This window comes from Pseudoalteromonas sp. T1lg22, assembly GCF_002964645.1.
Lineage (GTDB): Bacteria > Pseudomonadota > Gammaproteobacteria > Enterobacterales > Alteromonadaceae > Pseudoalteromonas.
The window spans coordinates 276,760-297,132 of sequence record NZ_PQBY01000013.1; the positions used below are offsets into that span (position 1 = coordinate 276,760).

The window sequence follows — 20,373 nt, forward strand, 5'->3', positions numbered from 1 at the left end:
TTATAACTTCCAGGCGAATTTGCTCATACTCACCTTGCCATTAGTAACCAGCACACCTTCGGCCAACAGCGCTTGTTGTTGGCGCATAAAACCATCGCTGCCTTCTGGAAAGGAAATCTTACCCTGGCTATTGAGCACCCGGTGCCAGGGAATACGTGAACCAAAGGGCAATGTCTTTAGCGTATGACCCACAAAGCGGGCATAACCGGGTAAACCCGCCCTTTTTGCTACCTCGCCATAGCTGCATACTTTGCCCTTTGGAATGGCAGCCACCACCTGATAGATCATGGTTTTTTTATCCATGGGCAATGGCCTCCAAACGTTGCCATAGACTGCGAGCCACCGGCCCATGATGCGCCGAGTGACGTCGAAAGGCGCGAATTTGTGCTCTAAAGGAGTGCTCCCTGTCACTGAGCGTCAACACCTGTAGTTGCCCTGAATCTATTTCCTGACGGCATAAATCCAAGCACATCAGCGCCCAACCAGCGCCGTTAAGCAAGAGCGAGCGCAGCGCAAAAATATCATCAACCTTAAGCTTGGCGACCTGGTTTAAAAACGGCATGCGCCCATGTTCAAAGGGCATATCGCTTTCATACATGGCGACACAAGGGTATTGCTGTAATTGTTTGTAGCTAAGGCGCGGCTCGCTGATAAGCTGTGGCGAGGCCACCAGTCCCACCTGAATTTCTCCCACGGGTATGCTTTCCAAGTCGCCGGTGGCATGGAAAATATCGAACCAAGGGCCGATACCCAAATCCGACTGACCGCTGTTGACCTGCTCTAGGGCACTGAAACGCTTACCACAGTCGATGGCAAAATCGGTGTGGGGGAATTCATGGTAACAGGCTTTAAGTATGGCACTGAGCTCCTTGCCGACACACACCTGCTCGTAGCTCAAACGAAGCAAGGGCTCATTGCCATTGGCCAGCTCACTGCCAAATGCGCTGAGCTCCTGTAAATCCCGCAGCAGGTACTGGGCGCGGCGACAATAAGCCTGTCCCTGCTCGGTCAGAGAAAACCTATACCCGCTTCTGTCAACCACGGCAAAGCCCACCGCTTCTTCGATTTTTTTGACCGTCATGGTCAAGGCTGGTTGGGTCTTATGTAATTGTTCCGCCGCCTCGCTTAATGAGCGGCTGCGCGAGAGTACGTCAAGAACCTGGAGCCATGCTAACTTCATAAGTAAATCTAATCTTGTTCAAAGATATTTATAATTTTAATTTTATCTTATCCTGCAGTAGTCTGTGTAGCAATAATGGCCACAATTCCAATCATTAAGATCATACTGGGAGTCTAAAATTTATGCGGCGTATCCTTTCTTTCACCCTGCTAGCCCTTAGCGCAGCACTTGTTGGCTGTAGCGAACCGACCGAGCAAAGCAAGCAACCCGCGCCTGTGCGTCCAGTTAAACTACTTACGGTGGGTCACAGTGATGAGAGCATGATGCGCAGTTTCCCCGCCGAGGTGGTGGCACACCAGGGCTCTTATCTGGCCTTTCGCGTAAACGGCGAACTGTTAGAGTTTCCTGTGCTGGCTGGTCAACAGGTGCAAAAAGGTGAGTTGCTGGCCAAACTCGACCCTCAAGACTTCCAACTGCAATACGATGAACGCAAAGCCCGTTATGATCTGGCAACTTCGCAATTAGAGCGGGTGCAGGCCTTGTTCGACAAAAACATTGCCAGTCGTGCCGAGCTGGATCAGGCCGTGGCCAACGCCCGGGTGGCCGAGTCTGCTTTTAATATTGCCAAAACCAATTTAGAGAATTCCGAGTTAAGGGCGCCCTTTGCCGGCACAGTGGCCAAGGTGTTCGTCAAAAACTTTGAAAACATTCAGGCCAAACAGAATATTTTACGCCTAGAAACGCGGGATCTGATGGATGTGGAAATTCAGGTGCCGGAAAAGCTGGTCGCCCGAGTCAATAAAGACACTCTCTATCAGCCAACGGTGATTTTCGATGGCTTCCCGGATAAATCCTATCAACTGAGTATTAAGGAATACGATACTCAGGCGGATCCTGCCACCCTCACCTACAAGGTGGTGTTTTCACTGCCGGTGCCAACAGACTTTAATCTGCTGGCGGGCATGACGGGGCACGTGTATATCGATGTCAGCAAGATCACCAAAGAAGTGAAAGCCTGGCATAAACTGCCCGCCGAGGCGGTGTTCTCAGACCCTGAGCAGGAAGCCGAGGACAACAGTTATGTTTGGGTCTATAACAGCGAAACCGCACAAGTGCATAAGCGTGCCGTGGTAGTCGGACAAATGCACCGCGACGGCATAGAAATTCGCTCTGGCATTGCATCCGGTGAGCAGGTGGTCGCCGCAGGCGTGCACTACCTGCAAGAAGGCATGCAGGTACGCCCTTGGCAAAAAGAGCGAGGGCTGTAAATGAATCTGGTTGCACTGGCCATTGAGCGCAAAGTTATCAGTTGGATGTTTGCGCTGTTTTTGTTGCTTGGCGGCATCTTTTCCTATTTATCTCTGGGGCAATTGGAAGATCCGGAATTCACCCTGAAAAAAGCCATGGTGATCACCGCCTACCCCGGCGCTTCCCCTCGTCAGGTGGAAGAAGAAGTAACCTACCCCATAGAGAATGCGATTCAAGAGCTGCCCTATGTGGATTATGTGACCTCCATTTCCTCCAATGGCAAAAGCCAGATCACGGTGGAGATGAAAAGCACCTACCGCAAGGAAGACCTTAAACAGATTTGGGATGAGCTACGCAGAAAGATCAATGACTTATCCTCATCCATGCCACCGGGTGTATATCCCAGCAAGGTGATCGATGACTTTGGCGATGTCTATGGCGTAACCCTGGCCTTAACCGGCGATGGCTATTCCTATGACGAGCTTAAAGACTATGTCGACTTCTTAAAACGTGAGCTGGTGTTGGTGGAAGGCGTGGGCAAGGTAACGGTTGCCGGCGAGCAACAAAGCCAGGTGATAGTCGAGATGTCGACCCATAAACTGGCCCAGCTTGGACTTAGCCCCAATCATATTTACTCCCTCTTGCAGGCGCAAAATACCGTTTCCAATGCTGGCCGCGTTATGGTCGATGGGGAGTCTATTCGCCTGCACCCCACCGGCGAATTCGATGATGTCGCCGAGCTTGAGCATTTGCTTATCTCCAGCCCAGGTGCCAGTGAGCTTATTTATCTTGGCGATGTCGCCCGGGTGTACCGCGAATATGCCGAAGTGCCCAGCCATATAGTTCGTTACAACGAGAAACAGGCGCTGCTTATTGGCCTTTCTTTTACCAGTGGTGTCAATGTGGTCGATGTCGGCGCGCGTATTGAACAACATCTGCAAACCCTAGAATACCAGCGTCCACACGGCATGGAAATCGATGCCATCTACAATCAACCAGCAGAGGTTGAAAGCTCGGTCTCAAGCTTTATTCTCAGCCTGTTTGAAGCTGTGGTCATAGTCATAGTGGTGCTGCTGGTGTTTATGGGCGTAAAAAGTGGCCTGCTGATCGGTGGCATCTTGCTGCTTACCGTGCTCGGCACCTTTATTTTTATGGCCCTGTTCGACATTAACCTGCAACGCATTTCCCTTGGCGCCTTGATCATTGCCCTCGGGATGCTGGTCGACAACGCCATAGTGATCACCGAAGGCATTCTGATTAACCTTAAACGCGGACAGACCAAATTGCAGGCGGCGGTTAACATAGTCGGTCAAACCAAGTGGCCCCTGCTTGGCGCCACCATAATCGCCATTACCGCCTTTGCGCCTATCGGTCTGAGCTCGGATGCCAGCGGTGAATTTGCCGGCAGTTTGTTTTGGGTCTTGTTTATCTCCTTGCTGCTTAGCTGGGTAACCGCCATTACCCTAACGCCGTTTTTCGCCGATATGATGTTTAGACAAAAGCAAAGTGACGATAATAGCGCCGATGACCCTTATCAGGGTGTGCTCTTTAGCGCCTATAAGTTTGTTCTTAGCCGCGCCATGCATTACGGTAAAACCACCATAGTCTTAATGTTACTCTTACTGATAGCCGCCTTGGTGGGCTTTAAATCGGTTAAACAATCCTTCTTCCCGGCCTCGAATACACCCATGTTTTATATCGACTATTGGCACTATCAGGGCGCCGATATTCGCACCACAAGCCAAGGGGTGGCCAAGTTGGAGCATTTCCTGCGCAGCGATGAACTGGTCAGCGAAGTTACCAGCACCATAGGTCAAGGTGCGCCGCGTTTTATGCTCACCTATGCGCCGGAAAAACAATACCCGGCGTTTGCCCAGTTAATCGTGCGCGTGCGTGACCGCGACGCGGTCCTCACCATGATAGACAGGGTGCGTGCCTATGAGCAGGCGCATATTACCGATGCCAAGCTTAAACTTAAACGCATGGAAATCGGCCCCTCCACCGATGCTAAAATCGAGGCACGCTTTTCCGGGCCCGACCCCGTAGTGCTGCGCCAACTAGGCGAGCAGGCCAAGAGCATCTTGGCGGCGGATGGCGGTGCCTTCCATATTCGTGATGACTGGCGTCAGCGCTCCAAGTTAATCCGCCCTATTCTGAACGAGCAAAAGGCGCGCCGCCTGGGCATTAGCAAAAGCGATCTCGATCAGTTGCTGCTGACCAGTGTCAGCGGTAAAACCGTGGGCCTGTATCGCGATGGCACTCAACTATTGCCTATTATTGCCCGCAGCCCCGCGGAGGAAAGCCTTAATGTGGAAAGCCTGCGCGACCTGCAAATATACAGCCCGGTACTAAGGGTGTTTGTGCCCATCACCCAGGTGGTGGACGACTTTGTGGTGCATTGGGAAGATCCCTTGATCATGCGCCGCGACCGCAAACGCACCCTGACCGTGATGGCGGATCACGATCTCCTTGGCGATGAAACTCCGGCCAAACTCTTTACCCGTATTCGCGGCGACATCGAAGCCATTGCGCTACCTAAGGGCTATGAACTGCAATGGGGCGGCGAGTTTGAGTCTGCCAGCGATGCTCGCAGCGCCATCTTCGGCTCCTTGCCGCTGGGTTATTTGGCCATGTTTGTGATCACGGTTTTATTATTTAACTCGGTGCGTAAGCCCCTGGTTATTTGGGCCACTGTGCCGCTTGCCATCGTCGGGGTCAGTGCCGGATTGCTGAGCATGAATGCATCCTTTGGCTTTATGTCCTTGCTCGGGTTATTAAGCCTGTCTGGCATGCTGATTAAAAACGGTATAGTGCTGCTCGATCAGATAAATTTAGAGCTGGCCTCGGGCAAAGACCCTTACCAGGCGGTATTTGACTCCGGCGTCTCCAGGGTTCGTCCGGTAGCCATGGCAGCGATCACCACCATATTGGGCATGATACCTTTGCTCTTTGATGTGTTCTTCAAGTCCATGGCGGTGACCATAATGTTCGGCCTTGGTTTTGCCACCATACTCACACTGATAGTGATCCCCGTGTTGTATTGCAAGTTCTTTGGCATCCATAGCCATAAGCGCTAAACACGATAAAGCCAGCCCTCGGGCTGGCTTTTTAATTGCGCTGGCGTTTTTCCGGCGTTACTTGAGCTGGCTCAGCCCTGCGGCAATGACCTTTCCCGGCCAGCATTTTTACAAAAAAATACACAATATTCTTGTATTAAACAGGTGTTCTTGTTGTATAAGAGCTATATAATTCAGACATTAAGCCAATTAATTTCATCAAGGATTATTTGTTTAATTGACGTTATAAGATTTAAGCCTAAATTAAATAAATTACTTTTATTTATATGAAAAAAATAAAACTGTTAGCGGTTACACACCACAATCGAAAAAACATTAATCCTATTCGCCCTGAAGCGTCACAAATAATAGGCCTGCACCACAGTGGCGCCGTTGATGTAACGGTTCTGTGCAACCCAGGCTCAACATTAATCCCTTACTTTGAACAGCACGGGATCAAGGTCATAACCAACGCTTTAGATAAAAAAGTATCTTTAGAGACTATCAAGTTAATCAGGGAATATATCAAGGCTAACGATATTGATATATTGCATTTGTTTAACAATATTGCCTGTAGTAATGGCGCCACAGCAGCCATTGGCACTAAGGCCAAGGTGATTGCCTATCGCGGTCAGACGGGCAACGTTTCACGTTGGGATCCGACTGTCTACCTCACCATGCTTCACCCTCGGCTGGATAAAATTATCTGTGTTGCAAATGCGGTGACCGAAGATTTACAGCAGCATGTATGGGGAAATAAAGACAAGGCGATCACGGTTTATAAGGGTCACGACCAGTCCTGGTATCAAAACACTCCGGCGGATCTCAGTGGCCTGCCATTGCATGACGAGAGTTTTAAGATTTCTCTGGTCGCAAACCTAAGACCTAGAAAAGGATTGCATGTTTTAATGGATGCGGTTCACTTGCTGCCCGATGACTGTAATCTAGACATCCTGTTGGTGGGTGCCGACCCCGAATCGCAAGCGATTCAAGAGATGATAAAACGAAGTGGAAAGCCGCAAAGAGTCCATGCTCTAGGCTATCGTGAGGATGCGCCCGAAGTGGCAGCAGCCTGTGATGCTGTGGTATTGCCAACAACCAAGCGCGAAGGCCTATGCCGCGCCGTGTTAGAAGCCAATTCCTATGGCGTGCCAGCGATAGTTTCGGATACCGGCGGCAATGCTGAGCTGGTAGCAGATGGTGTTACCGGGATCGTTGTACCGCCGTCGGAGCCGCAAGCCTTGGCCGACGCCATTCTGACCCTGTATAAAGATCGCGCTCTGTGTAGCAGATTTGGTGTTGAGGCGAAAAAGCGCGTTATTGAAAAGTTTAATGTGCAGCAAGGTGTCGATAAGACACTGGAGATTTATCGAAGCCTACTGGAAGATTAAGCACATTCGAATAGTGCCCTTCATAGACATCATAGCTATGCACTTGATGTCTATGAATAGCAAGCTCCACTGATGGCTAAGGTCCAGCCATGGCTTTAGCAGGTCTTGATAAAGCAAAACTGCAAAAAAGCTGTTGTATTTAAACTACTTTTTTACGATAGCTATTTCGGTCTATATCTACCACTTCTATTGTTATAGACGCATTAACTAATGGTATGGACTCCAACTTAGACATCACACTGCTAGATAGCAATTCTTTATCACTGTCGCTGCGCCCAGAAAGGATGCGTAATGTTACATGGATAAACGCGTCTTTAGCCGTTCCGGTCTGATAATGCTCATAAGCAATACTTCTAACTTTTATATCGCGGCCATCCGTCTCGAATAAACGAGACTCTAAAGCACCTAAAAATACTTTTTGATTCAGCTCTTCTACCTCGATAGAAGAAGAATGCTCAATAATGCAATGAGGCAAATTTTACTCCTTTAATCTATGCAGCGGCTTCGGCTCCCGCGCCGCTATACAGGCAACAATTTGGCTGGCTATAAAGTTATCTTGCTACCTTAATCTTATCAGCGATGGCCTCGGCCAATAGCTTGTAGCCCTTGTCGTTCAGGTGAATTTGGTCCGACTTATATTGGCTGTCGCCGAGCAAATCACTGAGGGTCTCGGCAACTAGGGCGACCTGATATTGCTCTGCCAGCTCTTGATACAGGGGCGCATCGCTAAGAAAGAGCGATTTTTGTGGCACCGCCACCAAGATCACCTCTATACCCTGCTGATGTGCCAATTCAATCATGGCCGCCAGGTTGCTTTTAACCGAATGCGGCTGTTTATTACGCAGAAAATCATTACCGCCTTCGAGCAACACCAAAACCCGGGGCTGATGTGTAGCCAGGGTATCACCAAGGCGAGCCAGACCCTGATGGGTTTGCTCACCGGAGACGCCACTGGCTATCACTTCTAAACCGGCAAGTTGCGCCAATTGCTCAGGATAACTGCTGTGCCTGGCTCCCACCGACACGGTGAGGCTATCGCCAAAGGCCAACACCTTGGCATCGCTGTTTAGCTCGAGTCGCGCCGGCTCGGAGCAAGCGCTAAGCAGCAATAAAAATAAGGGGACGAGCCAAGGTTTCATGTCTATATCCTTATTTCTTTAAACTGAGCGTGCCGCCTACACGACGCTTTTTCGGCGCCGAGCCCGCTCCGCCTTGATTGGTTTTGGCGCCATTTGCTGGCTTACCGGTTGGCTTGCCTGTTGGATTGCCAGATGACTTACCAAGAGGCTTACTGGGCGATTGGCCATAGGGCTTACCTTGAGATCTGTTTTTCCCACCGGGCTTTGTATCGTGAGAAGACTTTGCACGCGGGGCTTTTTCTCCCTCGCGGCGCTGCTCTTGGCGTTGTCGCGCAGGCCTTTGTCCTGACTCGGCTCTTACTTCTTGCTTTGGCTGTTGTTGAACACTTGAAGCATGCAGAGAATGCTCTTCGGTTTTACCCGAGTCGGCGATCAGGGCATTGATTGTAGCCATTTCGCTCTCGCTTAGGTGGCGCCATTGGCCGGGCTTAAGACCGCTCAAAGTCACGTTCATTATGCGGGTGCGCTTAAGCTTGGTCACTTCATAACCCAGGTACTCACACATACGGCGAATTTGTCTGTTCAGGCCTTGGGTGAGGATAATACGAAAACTCTGAGTGCCGGTTTGCTCCACCTTACACTTTTTGGTCACAGTACCAAGAATGGGAACGCCCTGTGCCATACGCTCGACAAAACGCTTATTCAGCGGCTTATCGACCACCACCTCGTATTCTTTTTCATGGTTGTTGCCCGAGCGCAAAATCTTATTGACTATATCGCCCTCGTTAGTCAAAAAGATCAAGCCTTCCGAGGGTCTGTCCAAGCGGCCAATGGGAAAAATGCGCTCGGGATAATTAATGGCGCTAACGATATTGCTTTTGATCTTACGCTCTGTGGTGCAGGTCACTCCCACCGGTTTATGGTAGGCAAGATAGACCCGCTTAGGTTTGGCTTTAAGCGCCTTACCGTCCACCAATATGTCATCGGCATCACTGACCTTATCGCCCATTTGCGGCTGCCGACCGTTAACGGTTACGCGTCCTGCGGCGATCAGCGCATCGGCCTCACGGCGCGAGCAAAAACCGGTTTCACTAATGTATTTATTAAGGCGGGTAGCTTGGCTCATGTTTACTTCAATCTAGCTGATATTGCCCCTATTGTAATCGACTCACCGCGAAAAATCCGAATTAAAGTAGTGCTCAAGCAGGCTTTGTACAGCAAAGGGATAGCTTTCCAACTCCTTATGCTCGCTGCGGCTGAAATCCTTAAAATCTACATGCAGCCAATTGCTCGGATCGACCAGGGGTTTAATTTGCGCCACATTGGTTTCATCGGCTATGGCCAGCTTAAAGCGAATATGACGCTCAAGCAGCTGCGGCTCGGCGAGCCGCTCATGGTCGTAAATCACCACCAACGCCCAGGCGGCCATTAAAAAGTGACCGCCTACCGAGGCACTTAACTGCTGGGTTTCAATGCGTTCTAAGGCCTCGGGTAACCAGTCGAAACCACCGATAAAAACATTGCGATTAATACTGCGCCCGGCCAATACGGCGGCCTGGGCCGCACCCATGGCCATGCCATCCGAGGCGCTCCAAATCACCTTGGCATAAGGATAACGACGCAGTAGTTGCGCCGTTTGCTGCGCCGCCCGCTCACTTTGCCACTGCGCATGCACCAGTTGCTGCAGCGCTATTTGTTGCGCGCCAAGATAATCATTTAGTCCCTGCACCCTGTGGTCGGTTTCGGCACCATAATGACCGCCTATAGCCAGCACATCGGGTCTGGCTATCCCACGTTTACGGGCCATGGCAATTAAGCTTTGCGCCAATTGGTAACCGGCATCCCGGTTATCATGGCTGATCTCATACAACCAATATTTAAAAGAGCTGCCAGGCTCGCCTAAGGCGGCACGCTCGCTAACCGATAACGTTTGCTCTAAGGTAATAAAAGGCACCTTGGCGGCTTCTAGAATGCGCATGGTTTCGCCGTTGCCACCGGGGTAATTAATTAAAATGGCATAATCCGGGGCGGCATCACGCTTGAGGTAAAAGCGCAGGTTTTGCTGTTGATATTCACGATGGGCATCGCCGTAAATCACATTCAGCTGTATGTTTAAATCCCTTGCGGCATACTGAGCGAAGGTTTGCACCTGATGCCAAAAAGGATCTGTTTTTGTAGACGGGTTGATCAGCAAGACCCTGGTTTGCGGCTTTGCCGATTGTTGCATCGGTGATTGTTTCAATAACTGCGCAGATACCTGCGCGGAAAACACCATAGCTGTCAGCCATAGCGTTACCCATAACACTGATTTTAGCCAGTTCATCTCACCCTCCTTAGTCGATTTTCGCCGTATGGCTGGCATTCCTTGCCATACTAATTAGTATTTATTTTCTTATTCTTATCTCGATACCAATGCCGCCACAGCCACTCCGCAGGGCCTTGTTTAAAGGCACGCAGATACAAGGGGCAAATTATCAAACTGACCGCGCTCACAAAGGCGGACAACAACAAATAATCCTGCAACTGAAATTCGGTTGCCATTTCGCTCCCGAAAAAGTGGATCAACACCACCATAAACAACGACTGGCTTAAATAACAGCTCAGGGACATTTTCCCAACACTGGCCAGCGCCCGAGTCAAAACATTATCGGCAAACGACCAAAGGTACAAGAGATGCACCGCAATCAGCGCGGTGCAAAAACCACTAAAAGAATTGGCAACCAGAGCCAACACATCGTTAAAGGCGCTGACGTCATGCCATTGCCGCGAACTTAAATAGGCGCAGCCAAGTAGAGCGCTGATTAATGCCAGGGTATGCACCAGCGGCCAGGGTCTTACCAGCCACCCGCTGCGCCAGGCGGCGACGACTAACAACACCATGCCCAGTTGCTGCCAAAGAATCGCCAGCATTAACGCTAGCAGCATCAAGGCACTGTTGCCGGCGTTAGCTCCCCGCGTGCGCCAAAAGTTGCCATCGAACTGAGCTAAATAGGCCTGATAGTGAGAATCGGTAAACTGCACCTGGGGCTCATTGCTTAAAGCGGCCAGCACCAACAGCATGGCACTGCCAAAGACCAGAAATGCAATGCCCTGTAGAGTGAGTTTATTTCTTGGGTTAGCCAGCATGGGCAGGGCCAGCAAACCTGCAATCGCATAACCGATAAGAATATCGCCGGCCCAAATAAACAGGCTGTGGGCGAAGCCAAAACCCAGCAACACCAATAAGCGGCGCTGTAATTTAGGTATGGGCGCTTCATGTTCATAACAGCGCTGCCACTGGATCACTAACCCTAAAGCAAACAACACCAAGAACAGGCCACGAAAACGCCCTTCCAGCGCGATATCTGAAAGTCGAGTCAGTATCGCATCGCCCTCGGACAGTGGCAGCGGTGGTACATAACCATTGGCAAAGTCGATAAAATACGGGGCATTAAGAAAGAAGATCCCCAAAATCGCAATGCCCCTGAGGATATCCAAATCGGGGCGGCGCCCCTCGCCTACCAGAGCATGATAGGGCCCGGAGGATTGAAATAAACTCGATGCAAACACGGCTAACTCCGATGCCATTATCTTGAATATAAGAATTAAACTAAGGCTAACATAGGCTTATGCCTATTCAGTAGTTAAATTTAGTGGTGATATTAAGTGGCGTCTTGCAGTGCATAAAACCACCTATTTAGCCTCAACTCATGCCTAACCTTGCGCAAAATTGTCTTTAATAGAGCTAAAAAGTGACATAGAGCCGAGGTATTTACGACAAAATGCCCGTAAATACGGCCAAGTCACTTGTTGTTGGGCGTTATCCGCAGTAATGTGGTGGTTTTAGTGCATGGATGTCGGCGCCATCGAAACTTTGCTTTCTTAGCTGTTTCCTCACGCAACTGACACGGTCATTATTGCGGGCATAACCGGGCCTTAATCGCGATTTATCGCCTACCGCCATGCACCGCTGTACCAGCGCACCATAACAACACAACCTTAACAACATTTGGAGTAAACAATGCGTTTATCCGTTATTGCTGCCGCCCTGAGCGCGACAACATTATTGGCCGCCTGTAGCGAGCAACCTAGCAACAACCAAACTCAAGCCGCGGCTAAAGCTCCGGTAACACAGCAAGTAGCTCAAGAAAACCTATTCCTAAGCAAAAGCCCATTGCCTTACATGGCACCAGAATTTGATAAAATTGGCACCGAGTTATACGAGCCGGCTTTCGATGCCGGTATCAAAGAGCAACGCATTGAAATCGATGCCATTGCTAACAATCCAGATGCGCCTACATTTGAAAATACACTGGTGGCGATGGAGCAATCGGGTACTATCCTAAAGCGCACCCGTGCTGCGTTTTCTAACCTGTCTGGCCTTATCTCTGACGACGAATATCAGCGTATCAACACCAAAATGGCGCCTATTTTCGCCGAACACCGCGACAACATCTTCCTAAACAAAGCCCTGTTTGATCGCGTTGCCGCCGTATACGACGCTAAAGACGCACTCTCAAAAGAAGATCAGCGTCTGGTTGATTACTACTACAAGCAATTTGTACGCGCCGGTGCCAAGCTAAACGAAGAGCAAAAGCAGCGCATGCGTGAAATCAACGGTGAGCTATCTAAGCTAAGCACACAGTTCTCGCAAAACATCATGAAGTCGTTTAAAGAAGACACCATTTTGGTGAGCGACAAGGCCGAACTTGCAGGCTTAAGCGAAGATGATATCGCCAGTCTTAAAGCAGCAGCGGAAAAAGCCGGCAAAGAAGGCTATATGATCACCCTGGTAAACACCACACGCCAGCCTATCCTTACCAGCCTTGAAAACCGTGAGCTACGTGAAAAAGTATGGCGTACTTCGTCTGAACGTGCACAAAAAACCAATGGCCCTATCGCCATCGAAGAAGCGCAGCTACGCGCAGAAAAGGCTCAGCTACTTGGCTTTGAATCTTGGGCGCATTATCAGCTTGACGATCGCATGGCAAAAACACCTGAAGCCGTGTTCACCATGCTGGATGACCTGGCACCAAAAGCTGTGGCCAAAGCCAAACAAGAAGCCGAGCTAATTCAAGCGGCAATTAAGAAAGACGGTAAAGACTTTGAACTACAGCCTTGGGATTGGGCATACTACGGCGCCAAGGTACGTGCCGAATTGTACGATATCGATTCCAGCCTGGTTAAACCGTATTTTGAAATGAATACAGTGATCAACGATGGTTTGTTCTTCGCCATGAACAAGCTATACGGCATCACCATGAAAGAGCGTAACGACTTACCTACCTATCACGAAGACGTGTTCGTATGGGAAGTATTCAACGAAGACGGCAGCTCTATCGGTCTATTCTACCTTGACCCTTATGCGCGTGAAGGTAAGCGTGGCGGTGCCTGGATGAGTGCTTATGTAGGTCAAAACCACCTGCAAGGCACCAAGCCAGTTATTTACAACGCCCAGAATATTCCTAAGCCTGCCGAAGGCCAGCCTACGCTGATGACCTTCTCTGAAGTAACCACCATGTTCCATGAATTTGGTCACGCTATTCACGGCCTATTTTCTGACGTGAAATACCCGTCATTGGCCGGTACAGCGACCGCGCGCGATTTCGTAGAGTTCCCATCACAGGCGAACGAAGACTGGAATATCGAGCCGAGCGTGTTGGCCAACTATGCCAAGCACTACCAAACAGGCGAGCCAATTCCTCAAGAGCTGTTAAATAAGCTATTGGAATCACACACCTTTAACCAAGGTTTCGATACCACAGAATACCTTGCCGCAGCCCTGCTTGATATGGAATGGCACTCAATCGCCCCAGGTACCAAAATCGATGATGTGGCCGCCTTTGAGAAAAATGCACTGGCCCGTCACGGCATCGACTATTACCCGGCCCCGGCACGTTATAAGAGCTGTTACTTCAGCCATATCTTTGCCGGTGGCTACAGCGCTGGTTACTACGCTTACCTGTGGACCGAAGTATTTGCGGCCGATTCATTCGCCCATATGCAAAACGAAGGTGGCCTAAGCCGTAAAAACGGTGATCACTACCGTAAAGAAGTGCTATCACGTGGTAACAGCCGCGACTTGATGCAAAGCTACATTGAGTTCCGTGGTCAACAACCAACCACAGACGCTCTACTTAAACGTCGTGGCCTGGTTGATGGCAACGCCGAATAAGACCTAGCTCAGATGTTAGCTTGACAAGTAGCCAAGCTAAATTTACAAAACGCGGCCACCCGGCCGCGTTTTTTTGTATTTACCCACAAGCATATCCATCACCCTGTTGTTATACTATAGGGCGTTGATTCTTCTGGTGTTGTTATGCTTAAAAAGTCGTTCGTTTTTATCAGCATTATCTCCGTACTGGTCACGGGGATGATTGCCTCGTATCTGATTTATTATCTTTATCAGCACAAATTTGTGACCCTAGATCCGCAATTAAGAGAAGTCTCCGGCATCGAATTCGATAAGCGTGGGCGCTTGTGGGCCATCAATGACGGCGGCGACGGCCCTTTTTTATATCAGGTCGATGAACAGGGTAAGGTGCAACAACGCATCGAAGTCACCAATGCCAAAAACATCGACTGGGAGGACATGACTCAAAACGAGTTTGGTCACTTCTTTTTAGGGGATTTTGGCAATAACGAACATAACCGTCGTTGGCTGACCATTTATAAAATTGAAAACCCTATCGACATCAAATCCGGTAAGGCCTTTGCGGAGATCATTAAATTCACCTACAAGGAGCTGTGGGAAGAGCCGCTGACCCCGGAGCGGAAAAACTTCGATTTAGAGGCATTTGTCGAATACAAGCATAAGCTCTACTTATTTACCAAAAACCGTACCCAGCCTTTCGATGGTAAAACCAATCTCTATCGCATCGGCAATCATGCCGACAATTACGAGGCTGAGTTTATCGGCTCCTTTAAAACCTGCACCACGGCGGAGAAACTCTGTTGGGTCACCTCGGCGGCCATGAGCCCGGATCGCTCCACCCTGGCCCTGCTCGACTCAACCGATCTTTGGTTGTTTAGAAACTGGCAGGGAGATAATTTTTTCTCCGGCGAGGTAGAAAAAGTAAACCTCGGCATAGTCACACAAAAAGAAGCAGTCACCTTTTACGACAACAACACGGTTGTAATAGCCGACGAAGAGTTTAAGGGCATAGGCCGTAATATCTATATATTTAAGCTCGATGAGCAAAAACTTGAACCCATGGATATAGACTAATAAATCGGCTTGGCTCTTATTGGCCTATAATACAAAAATAAAAGGATACGACTTTGTTAAATAGCCCTTTTTTCGAAAAGCTCACGCAGGCGCTAGAGACCGTAGTCTTTAGTTACGGCGGCTCAGAATTCACTCTGGCCAAGCTGATCCAAATTCCACTGATTATTTTAGTGGTGTGGGTTTTGGTACGCTATATCGGCAAGCTGCTACAGAGAAAAATCAGCAATAAGCGTATCGGCCCGGATGCCGCACTGCTGTTTAAACGTATCTACCTGGTGCTGTGCGTTGTTATCATCGTTTTCACCACCTTGGAAGTGCTCAACATTCCGCTTACCGCTTTCGCTTTTGTCTCAGGTGCGGTGGCCATTGGCGTCGGTTTTGGCGCCCAGAATATCATTAACAACTTTATCAGCGGCTGGATTTTGATTTGGGAGCGCCCCATACGCATCGGCGACTTTCTAGAGGTGGGTGATGCCAAGGGCGTGGTGGAAACCATCAATACCCGCTCTACCCGTATTCGTCGCAGCGACGGCGTGCACATGCTGGTCCCCAATAGCCAACTGCTTGAAAATACAGTGACCAACTGGACGCTGATAGACACCATGGCCAGAACCCATGTACGAGTCGGTGTGGCCTATGGCAGCGATGTCGTTCTGGTCGCCAAGTTGCTCAATGAAATACTAAGTGAAACCGAGGCGGTGCTGCAAACCCCAAAACCCACGGTAATTTTTGCAGACTTTGGTGACAGCGCTTTGATATTCGATGCGGTGTTCTGGGTTAACGCCGAGGCCGAGGCCAGTGTACGCAAGGTAAAAAGCGATATTCGTTTTGCTATTTGCGCCAGTTTTGCGGCCCATAATGTAGTGATCTCCTTCCCACAAAGGGATCTGCATATCGACGGTGAGCTAACCCTCAAACGCCATTAGCGCTTAAACTTGGTCTCCAAAATCACCGAGGAGGTGGTGCGCTCTACACCATCAAGATTGCCGATATCATCAAGCAGGTGACTCAGTTTTTCTAAACTTTGCGCCTGCACCAGGGCGATAAGATCGTATTCCCCACTGATGGCATAGAGTTCGGTAATGGCATCAATATGCTTAAGTTCGATATTGGTTTTGGTGGTGAGCTTTTGTTTGACCTTGATAGACACATGAGCGGACACCATGGACGATAAATAGGCATCACCATATTCGACACTGTAGCCCTTAATTACCCCGCTTTCCTCAAGTTTTTGCATACGGCTTTGCACCGTAGAACGCGACAAATCTAAGGCACGGGCGAGATCTGAGATGCTGGCACGGGCGTTGGTTCTAAGCATGGCCAGGAGCTTTTCATCTTGTTTATTTATCATTATGGTTGCCGATTTCGTCATTTTGATAGAGATTATACGCAAATTTATCAATATGACACTGCAAATTTAATGCTTAAGTAGTCAATATAAGGGCCATAATAATCGACTATAATTAGCGGCCATCCATTTTCGAGCCGCTCTCTCATTTTAAAGGTGTGTCATGCAAGTAAACCGCGAACTATTTAATGAAGTAATGGTACCTAACTACAACCCGTCTGAGATTATCCCGGTTAAGGGCGAAGGCTCTCGCGTATGGGATCAGCAAGGTAACGAGTTTATCGACTTTGCCGGTGGTATCGCCGTTAACTGTTTAGGTCATTGTCACCCGGCGCTGGTTGGCGCCTTAAAAGAGCAAGGCGAGAAAATCTGGCACCTGGCTAATGTTATGACCAATGAGCCTGCGCTGCGCCTGGCTAAAAAGCTAACCGATGCCACCTTTGCCGAAAAAGTGTATTACGCCAACTCAGGTGCCGAAGCGAACGAAGCGGCGCTAAAACTGGCTCGTCGTTGGGCACTGGATAAATTCGGCGCACAAAAATCTAAGATCATCGCCTTTAACAAGGGCTTCCACGGTCGTACTTTCTTCACCGTAACCGTAGGTGGCCAAGCCGCTTACTCTGACGGCTTCGGTCCTAAGCCGGGCGATATAGTGCACTGTGATTACAACGACCTGGAAACATTCAAATCACTTATCGATGACAACACCTGTGCGGTGATGATGGAACCACTGCAGGGTGAAGGTGGCATCATTGCCCCTGAAGCAGATTTCGTTAAAGGCGTGCGTGAACTGTGCGATAAGCACAATGCCCTGCTTATTTTCGATGAAGTACAAACCGGTGTTGGCCGCTTAGGTCACCTATACGCTTACCAAGGTCTAGGTGTAACGCCTGATATCCTAAGCACAGCCAAAGCCTTGGGCGGTGGTTTCCCTATCGGCGCCATGCTGACCACCACCGATATCGCCGAGCACCTAAAGCCAGGCACACACGGCTCTACCTACGGCGGTAACCCGCTGGCCTGTGCCGTTGCTGAAGCCGCATTCGACACAGTAAACACCCCAGAAGTGCTCGAAGGCGTTAAGGTACGTGAGCAACTATTCCGTGACGGCTTGGCTGCCATCAACGACAAATACAAGGTCTTCAGTGAAGTACGCGGTCAGGGCCTATTGCTAGGTGCAGTACTGAACGAAGATTACAAGGGACGCGCCCGTGATTTCCTTAATGCCTCTATGGACAACGGCCTAATGAGCCTGGTCGCTGGCATGGATGTGGTACGCTTTACTCCTTCTCTTGTTATTCCAGAAGCGGATATCAAAGAAGGTCTGGCGCGCTTTGAAAAAGCGGTTGCTCAGGTTGTTGCTGCTAAATAACAGTAGCTGGCGACGACTAATCTTATGCTAGTTTTACGACCTATATGCGGCGATGACTTCGCCGCTTTAAAACAAATTGCCACCGAGTCAGGGCACGGCTTTACCTCCCTGCCAGTGGATGATGAGCAGTTACAGGCTAAAATCGCCCGTGCCGAGGCCAGTTTCAACAAGCAGGTCAATGGCCCTGGGGATGAAGGCTATTTGTTCGTGTTAGAAGATACCTACAGCGGCCAGATAGTTGGCACCTCGGGATTGAAGCTGCGGTGGGCATGTCTGTGCCCTTATACCACTATCGGCTGTCAACCTCAGTGCATCACAGCCCCAGCCTAGGTGTTTACAACTCGGTTGAAACCCTGTCCATGTGTAACGATTACACCGGCTGCTCGGAAATTTGTACGTTGTTTTTGCGCGAAGACCACCGCAAAGGCTTAACCGGGCGTTTTCTATCGCGAATTCGCTTCTTATTTATGGCCGAGCACAGTGACCGCTTTAGCGACACTATCATCGCCGAGATGCGCGGGGTGAGCGACGAGCAAGGACATTCGCCGTTTTGGCAATGGCTACAGCAGCACTTTTTCTCCATTGAGTTTCCTCAGGCGGATCACCTGGTGGGCTTAGGGGATAAAACCTTTATCAGTGAGCTGATGCCGAAATATCCGATTTATGTCAGCCTGTTAAGCCCAGAAGCACAAGCCGTGATCGGTGCAGTGCATGAAAACACAGCCCCTGCCCTGCGCTTATTGCAGCGCGAAGGATTTGAGCACCGCGGCTATGTTGATCTGTTCGATGCGGGTCCAACGGTAGAAGCCAAGCTAGGCAATATAGCCACGGTGCGCCAATCCAAGGTGTGTCCGGTATTGATCAAAGAAGATTTGCGACCGCAAGGCATCACTTGGGCGATATGTAATGACAAAGTCAGCGAGTTCAGGGCTATATTTAGCGATGCCGTACAGTATTGCGATATCAAACATCAACTTTATTTAAATGCGCAAACCGCACAAGCGCTTGGGGTGTCCCAGGGTGATTCAGTGCGCTTTTTCGCGCTCTCTAGTCGTTAAGGAATGACTATGCAAGTGCAATTAATTAATAACCAATGGGTTGCGGGTCAAGGCCCGGCGTTTTCATCCATCAACCCAAGTAAAAATACCGAGATTTGGCAAGGCCAAGGCGCCAGTGCCGAGCAGGTAGACGCAGCGGTAAAAAGCGCCCGTGCGGCGCAATTCGACTGGGCACAAACTGAGCTTGGTGAGCGTATTGCGCTACTAGAGCGTTTTGTCGATCAGCTTAAAGCAAACAGCGAAGAGTTAGCGACCATCATAGCCGAAGAAACCGGCAAGCCACTGTGGGAAACACGCACCGAAGTGGGTGCTATGGCAGGCAAGATTGCTATCTCAATCAAGGCTTATAACGAGCGTACCGGTACGGTTGAAAACCCCATGCCTGGCGCTCAAGCCTTTATCCGCCACAAGCCTCATGGTGTGGTTGCGGTATTCGGCCCTTATAACTTCCCGGGCCACCTGCCAAACGGTCATATAGTACCGGCTATTCTTGCGGGCAATACCGTGGTGTTCAAGCCTTCAGAACTTACTCCTAAGGTTGCACAGCACACTCTGGAGCTTTGGCTCAAGGCCGGCCTTCCTGCGGGTGTGATTAACCTGGTTCAAGGTGAGATAGAAACGGGTAAGGCCCTGGCCTCACATCAGGATATCGACGGCCTCTTCTTTACCGGCAGCTCGCAAACCGGTCACTTACTGCATCAGCAGTTTGGCGGTCATCCGGGCAAAATTCTGGCACTGGAGATGGGCGGCAATAACCCGCTGATCATTAAAGGGGTGAGCGACATTGACGCCACGGTACACGATATTGTGCAGTCTGCCTTTATTACTTCTGGCCAGCGTTGTACCTGTGCTCGTCGTCTGTTTATCGAGCAAGGCGACCAAGGCGATGCCATTCTTGAGCGCTTGGTAGCAGTGACTAAAAACATCCAAATTGGCGACAGCTTTGCCGAAGAGCAACCATTTATGGGTGCCATGATCAGCAAAAAAGCGGCGGCGGGCATGCGCTCGGCCTACGAGCAGCTAGTAGCCCAAGGTGCAACATCACTACTAGAGATGAAACATCTAGATGAGAACACCGGCTTTGTCAGCCCAGGTATTGTCGATGTCTCTAACATCACCCTGGCCGATGAAGAACACTTTGGCCCACTGTTAAAAGTGTATCGCTACAGTGATTTCGATGCGGCCATTGATGAGGCCAACAACACCTCATTCGGTCTATCTGCGGGTCTGCTTGGCGACTCGCAAACCGACTATGACTATTTCTTAAAGCGCATTCGCGCCGGTATTGTTAACTGGAACCGTCCAATCACTGGGGCCTCAAGTGCCGCCCCGTTTGGTGGTATCGGTGCCAGTGGCAACCATCGTGCGAGTGCCTACTATGCAGCAGATTACTGTGCTTATCCTGTGGCTTCTGTGGAAGCGCCGAAAAGCACACTACCAGAAAAATTAGCGCCGGGCTTAATGCTTTAATAGAGAATAATTCACGCGCACATG

At 49.9% G+C, this 20,373-nt stretch carries 16 protein-coding genes and 1 pseudogene; 9 read left to right on the forward strand and 8 right to left on the reverse strand.

The window, feature by feature from the left end:
* Complete coding sequence (locus C2M24_RS08310; RefSeq protein WP_325034812.1) at positions 1–309, reverse strand: MGMT family protein; 309 nt, start codon at positions 307–309, stop codon at positions 1–3.
* A complete protein-coding gene (locus tag C2M24_RS08315; protein WP_105214122.1) occupies positions 296–1,180 on the reverse strand; it encodes a LysR family transcriptional regulator in 885 nt (294 codons plus the stop codon). Before C2M24_RS08315 ends, C2M24_RS08310 begins: the two co-directional genes overlap by 14 nt.
* Positions 1,181–1,302: 122 nt before the next feature.
* Here C2M24_RS08315 and C2M24_RS08320 point away from each other — a divergent pair, with 122 nt between their 5' ends.
* The 3 genes from C2M24_RS08320 to C2M24_RS08330 all read left to right on the forward strand — a co-directional run bounded on the left by C2M24_RS08320 (position 1,303) and on the right by C2M24_RS08330 (position 6,815).
* Positions 1,303–2,388 carry an efflux RND transporter periplasmic adaptor subunit gene (locus C2M24_RS08320; protein WP_105201429.1) on the forward strand — a complete coding sequence of 362 codons (1,086 nt, stop codon included), beginning with the start codon at positions 1,303–1,305 and terminating at the stop codon, positions 2,386–2,388.
* Entirely contained in the window at positions 2,389–5,445 is a 3,057-nt protein-coding gene (locus C2M24_RS08325) for an efflux RND transporter permease subunit (RefSeq protein ID WP_105214124.1), read from the forward strand. It begins immediately after the preceding gene.
* 266 nt (positions 5,446–5,711) lie between these two features.
* Positions 5,712–6,815, forward strand: a complete 1,104-nt coding sequence (locus tag C2M24_RS08330; protein ID WP_105214126.1) for a glycosyltransferase — start codon at positions 5,712–5,714, stop codon at positions 6,813–6,815.
* A gap of 139 nt (positions 6,816–6,954) precedes the next feature.
* Here C2M24_RS08330 and C2M24_RS08335 read toward each other — a convergent pair whose 3' ends face one another.
* The 5 genes from C2M24_RS08335 to C2M24_RS08355 all read right to left on the reverse strand — a co-directional run bounded on the left by C2M24_RS08335 (position 6,955) and on the right by C2M24_RS08355 (position 11,443).
* Positions 6,955–7,290 carry a 5-carboxymethyl-2-hydroxymuconate Delta-isomerase gene (locus tag C2M24_RS08335; RefSeq protein WP_105214128.1) on the reverse strand — a complete coding sequence of 112 codons (336 nt, stop codon included), beginning with the start codon at positions 7,288–7,290 and terminating at the stop codon, positions 6,955–6,957.
* A 76-nt stretch (positions 7,291–7,366) separates the two neighbouring features.
* Entirely contained in the window at positions 7,367–7,954 is a 588-nt protein-coding gene (locus C2M24_RS08340; RefSeq protein ID WP_105214130.1) for a GDSL-type esterase/lipase family protein, read from the reverse strand.
* Between the two features lie 10 nt (positions 7,955–7,964).
* Complete coding sequence (gene rluF, locus C2M24_RS08345; RefSeq protein ID WP_105214132.1) at positions 7,965–9,020, reverse strand: 23S rRNA pseudouridine(2604) synthase RluF; 1,056 nt, start codon at positions 9,018–9,020, stop codon at positions 7,965–7,967.
* Between the two features lie 42 nt (positions 9,021–9,062).
* The gene (locus C2M24_RS08350) at positions 9,063–10,217 is read right to left on the reverse strand and encodes an ABC transporter substrate-binding protein (protein ID WP_158683732.1); all 1,155 of its coding nucleotides are present in this window, start codon (positions 10,215–10,217) and stop codon (positions 9,063–9,065) included.
* A 50-nt stretch (positions 10,218–10,267) separates the two neighbouring features.
* On the reverse strand, positions 10,268–11,443 hold the full coding sequence (locus C2M24_RS08355; RefSeq protein WP_158683733.1) for a DUF418 domain-containing protein: 1,176 nt from the start codon (positions 11,441–11,443) through the stop codon (positions 10,268–10,270).
* Positions 11,444–11,894: 451 nt separating this feature from the next.
* On the opposite strand from C2M24_RS08355, the gene C2M24_RS08360 reads away from it, so the two are divergent.
* The 3 genes from C2M24_RS08360 to C2M24_RS08370 all read left to right on the forward strand — a co-directional run bounded on the left by C2M24_RS08360 (position 11,895) and on the right by C2M24_RS08370 (position 16,027).
* Entirely contained in the window at positions 11,895–14,048 is a 2,154-nt protein-coding gene (locus C2M24_RS08360; protein ID WP_105214138.1) for a M3 family metallopeptidase, read from the forward strand.
* A 144-nt stretch (positions 14,049–14,192) separates the two neighbouring features.
* Entirely contained in the window at positions 14,193–15,101 is a 909-nt protein-coding gene (locus C2M24_RS08365) for a hypothetical protein (RefSeq protein ID WP_105214140.1), read from the forward strand.
* 53 nt (positions 15,102–15,154) lie between these two features.
* Entirely contained in the window at positions 15,155–16,027 is an 873-nt protein-coding gene (locus tag C2M24_RS08370) for a mechanosensitive ion channel family protein (RefSeq protein WP_105201439.1), read from the forward strand.
* On the opposite strand, the gene C2M24_RS08375 is transcribed toward C2M24_RS08370, so the two are convergent.
* Complete coding sequence (locus tag C2M24_RS08375; protein ID WP_105201440.1) at positions 16,024–16,452, reverse strand: Lrp/AsnC family transcriptional regulator; 429 nt, start codon at positions 16,450–16,452, stop codon at positions 16,024–16,026. The two genes, C2M24_RS08370 and C2M24_RS08375, sit on opposite strands and share 4 nt — an antisense overlap.
* 160 nt (positions 16,453–16,612) lie before the next feature.
* On the opposite strand from C2M24_RS08375, the gene C2M24_RS08380 reads away from it, so the two are divergent.
* From C2M24_RS08380 to astD, 3 genes and pseudogenes are all read left to right on the forward strand, one after another.
* Positions 16,613–17,821 (forward strand): aspartate aminotransferase family protein, encoded by a 1,209-nt coding sequence (locus C2M24_RS08380; RefSeq protein WP_105214142.1) that lies wholly within the window; start codon positions 16,613–16,615, stop codon positions 17,819–17,821.
* 24 nt (positions 17,822–17,845) lie between these two features.
* Positions 17,846–18,879, forward strand: a pseudogene (astA, locus tag C2M24_RS08385) (arginine N-succinyltransferase).
* Between the two features lie 9 nt (positions 18,880–18,888).
* Positions 18,889–20,349, forward strand: coding sequence for a succinylglutamate-semialdehyde dehydrogenase (astD, locus tag C2M24_RS08390; protein WP_105214144.1), 1,461 nt, complete (start codon positions 18,889–18,891; stop codon positions 20,347–20,349).
* The last annotated feature ends 24 nt before the right edge of the window (positions 20,350–20,373 follow it).

What these genes read in the sequence shown, in the direction of transcription:
- C2M24_RS08315 (WP_105214122.1), bottom strand. Translation starts at nt 1,180, where the DNA reads ATGAAGTTAGCATGGCTCCAGGTTCTTGACGTACTCTCGCGCAGCCGC.
- C2M24_RS08320 (WP_105201429.1), top strand. Translation starts at nt 1,303, where the DNA reads ATGCGGCGTATCCTTTCTTTCACCCTGCTAGCCCTTAGCGCAGCACTT.
- C2M24_RS08325 (WP_105214124.1), top strand. Translation starts at nt 2,389, where the DNA reads ATGAATCTGGTTGCACTGGCCATTGAGCGCAAAGTTATCAGTTGGATG.
- C2M24_RS08330 (WP_105214126.1), top strand. Translation starts at nt 5,712, where the DNA reads ATGAAAAAAATAAAACTGTTAGCGGTTACACACCACAATCGAAAAAAC.
- C2M24_RS08340 (WP_105214130.1), bottom strand. Translation starts at nt 7,954, where the DNA reads ATGAAACCTTGGCTCGTCCCCTTATTTTTATTGCTGCTTAGCGCTTGC.
- rluF (WP_105214132.1), bottom strand. Translation starts at nt 9,020, where the DNA reads ATGAGCCAAGCTACCCGCCTTAATAAATACATTAGTGAAACCGGTTTT.
- C2M24_RS08350 (WP_158683732.1), bottom strand. Translation starts at nt 10,217, where the DNA reads ATGAACTGGCTAAAATCAGTGTTATGGGTAACGCTATGGCTGACAGCT.
- C2M24_RS08360 (WP_105214138.1), top strand. Translation starts at nt 11,895, where the DNA reads ATGCGTTTATCCGTTATTGCTGCCGCCCTGAGCGCGACAACATTATTG.
- C2M24_RS08365 (WP_105214140.1), top strand. Translation starts at nt 14,193, where the DNA reads ATGCTTAAAAAGTCGTTCGTTTTTATCAGCATTATCTCCGTACTGGTC.
- C2M24_RS08375 (WP_105201440.1), bottom strand. Translation starts at nt 16,452, where the DNA reads ATGATAAATAAACAAGATGAAAAGCTCCTGGCCATGCTTAGAACCAAC.
- C2M24_RS08380 (WP_105214142.1), top strand. Translation starts at nt 16,613, where the DNA reads ATGCAAGTAAACCGCGAACTATTTAATGAAGTAATGGTACCTAACTAC.
- astD (WP_105214144.1), top strand. Translation starts at nt 18,889, where the DNA reads ATGCAAGTGCAATTAATTAATAACCAATGGGTTGCGGGTCAAGGCCCG.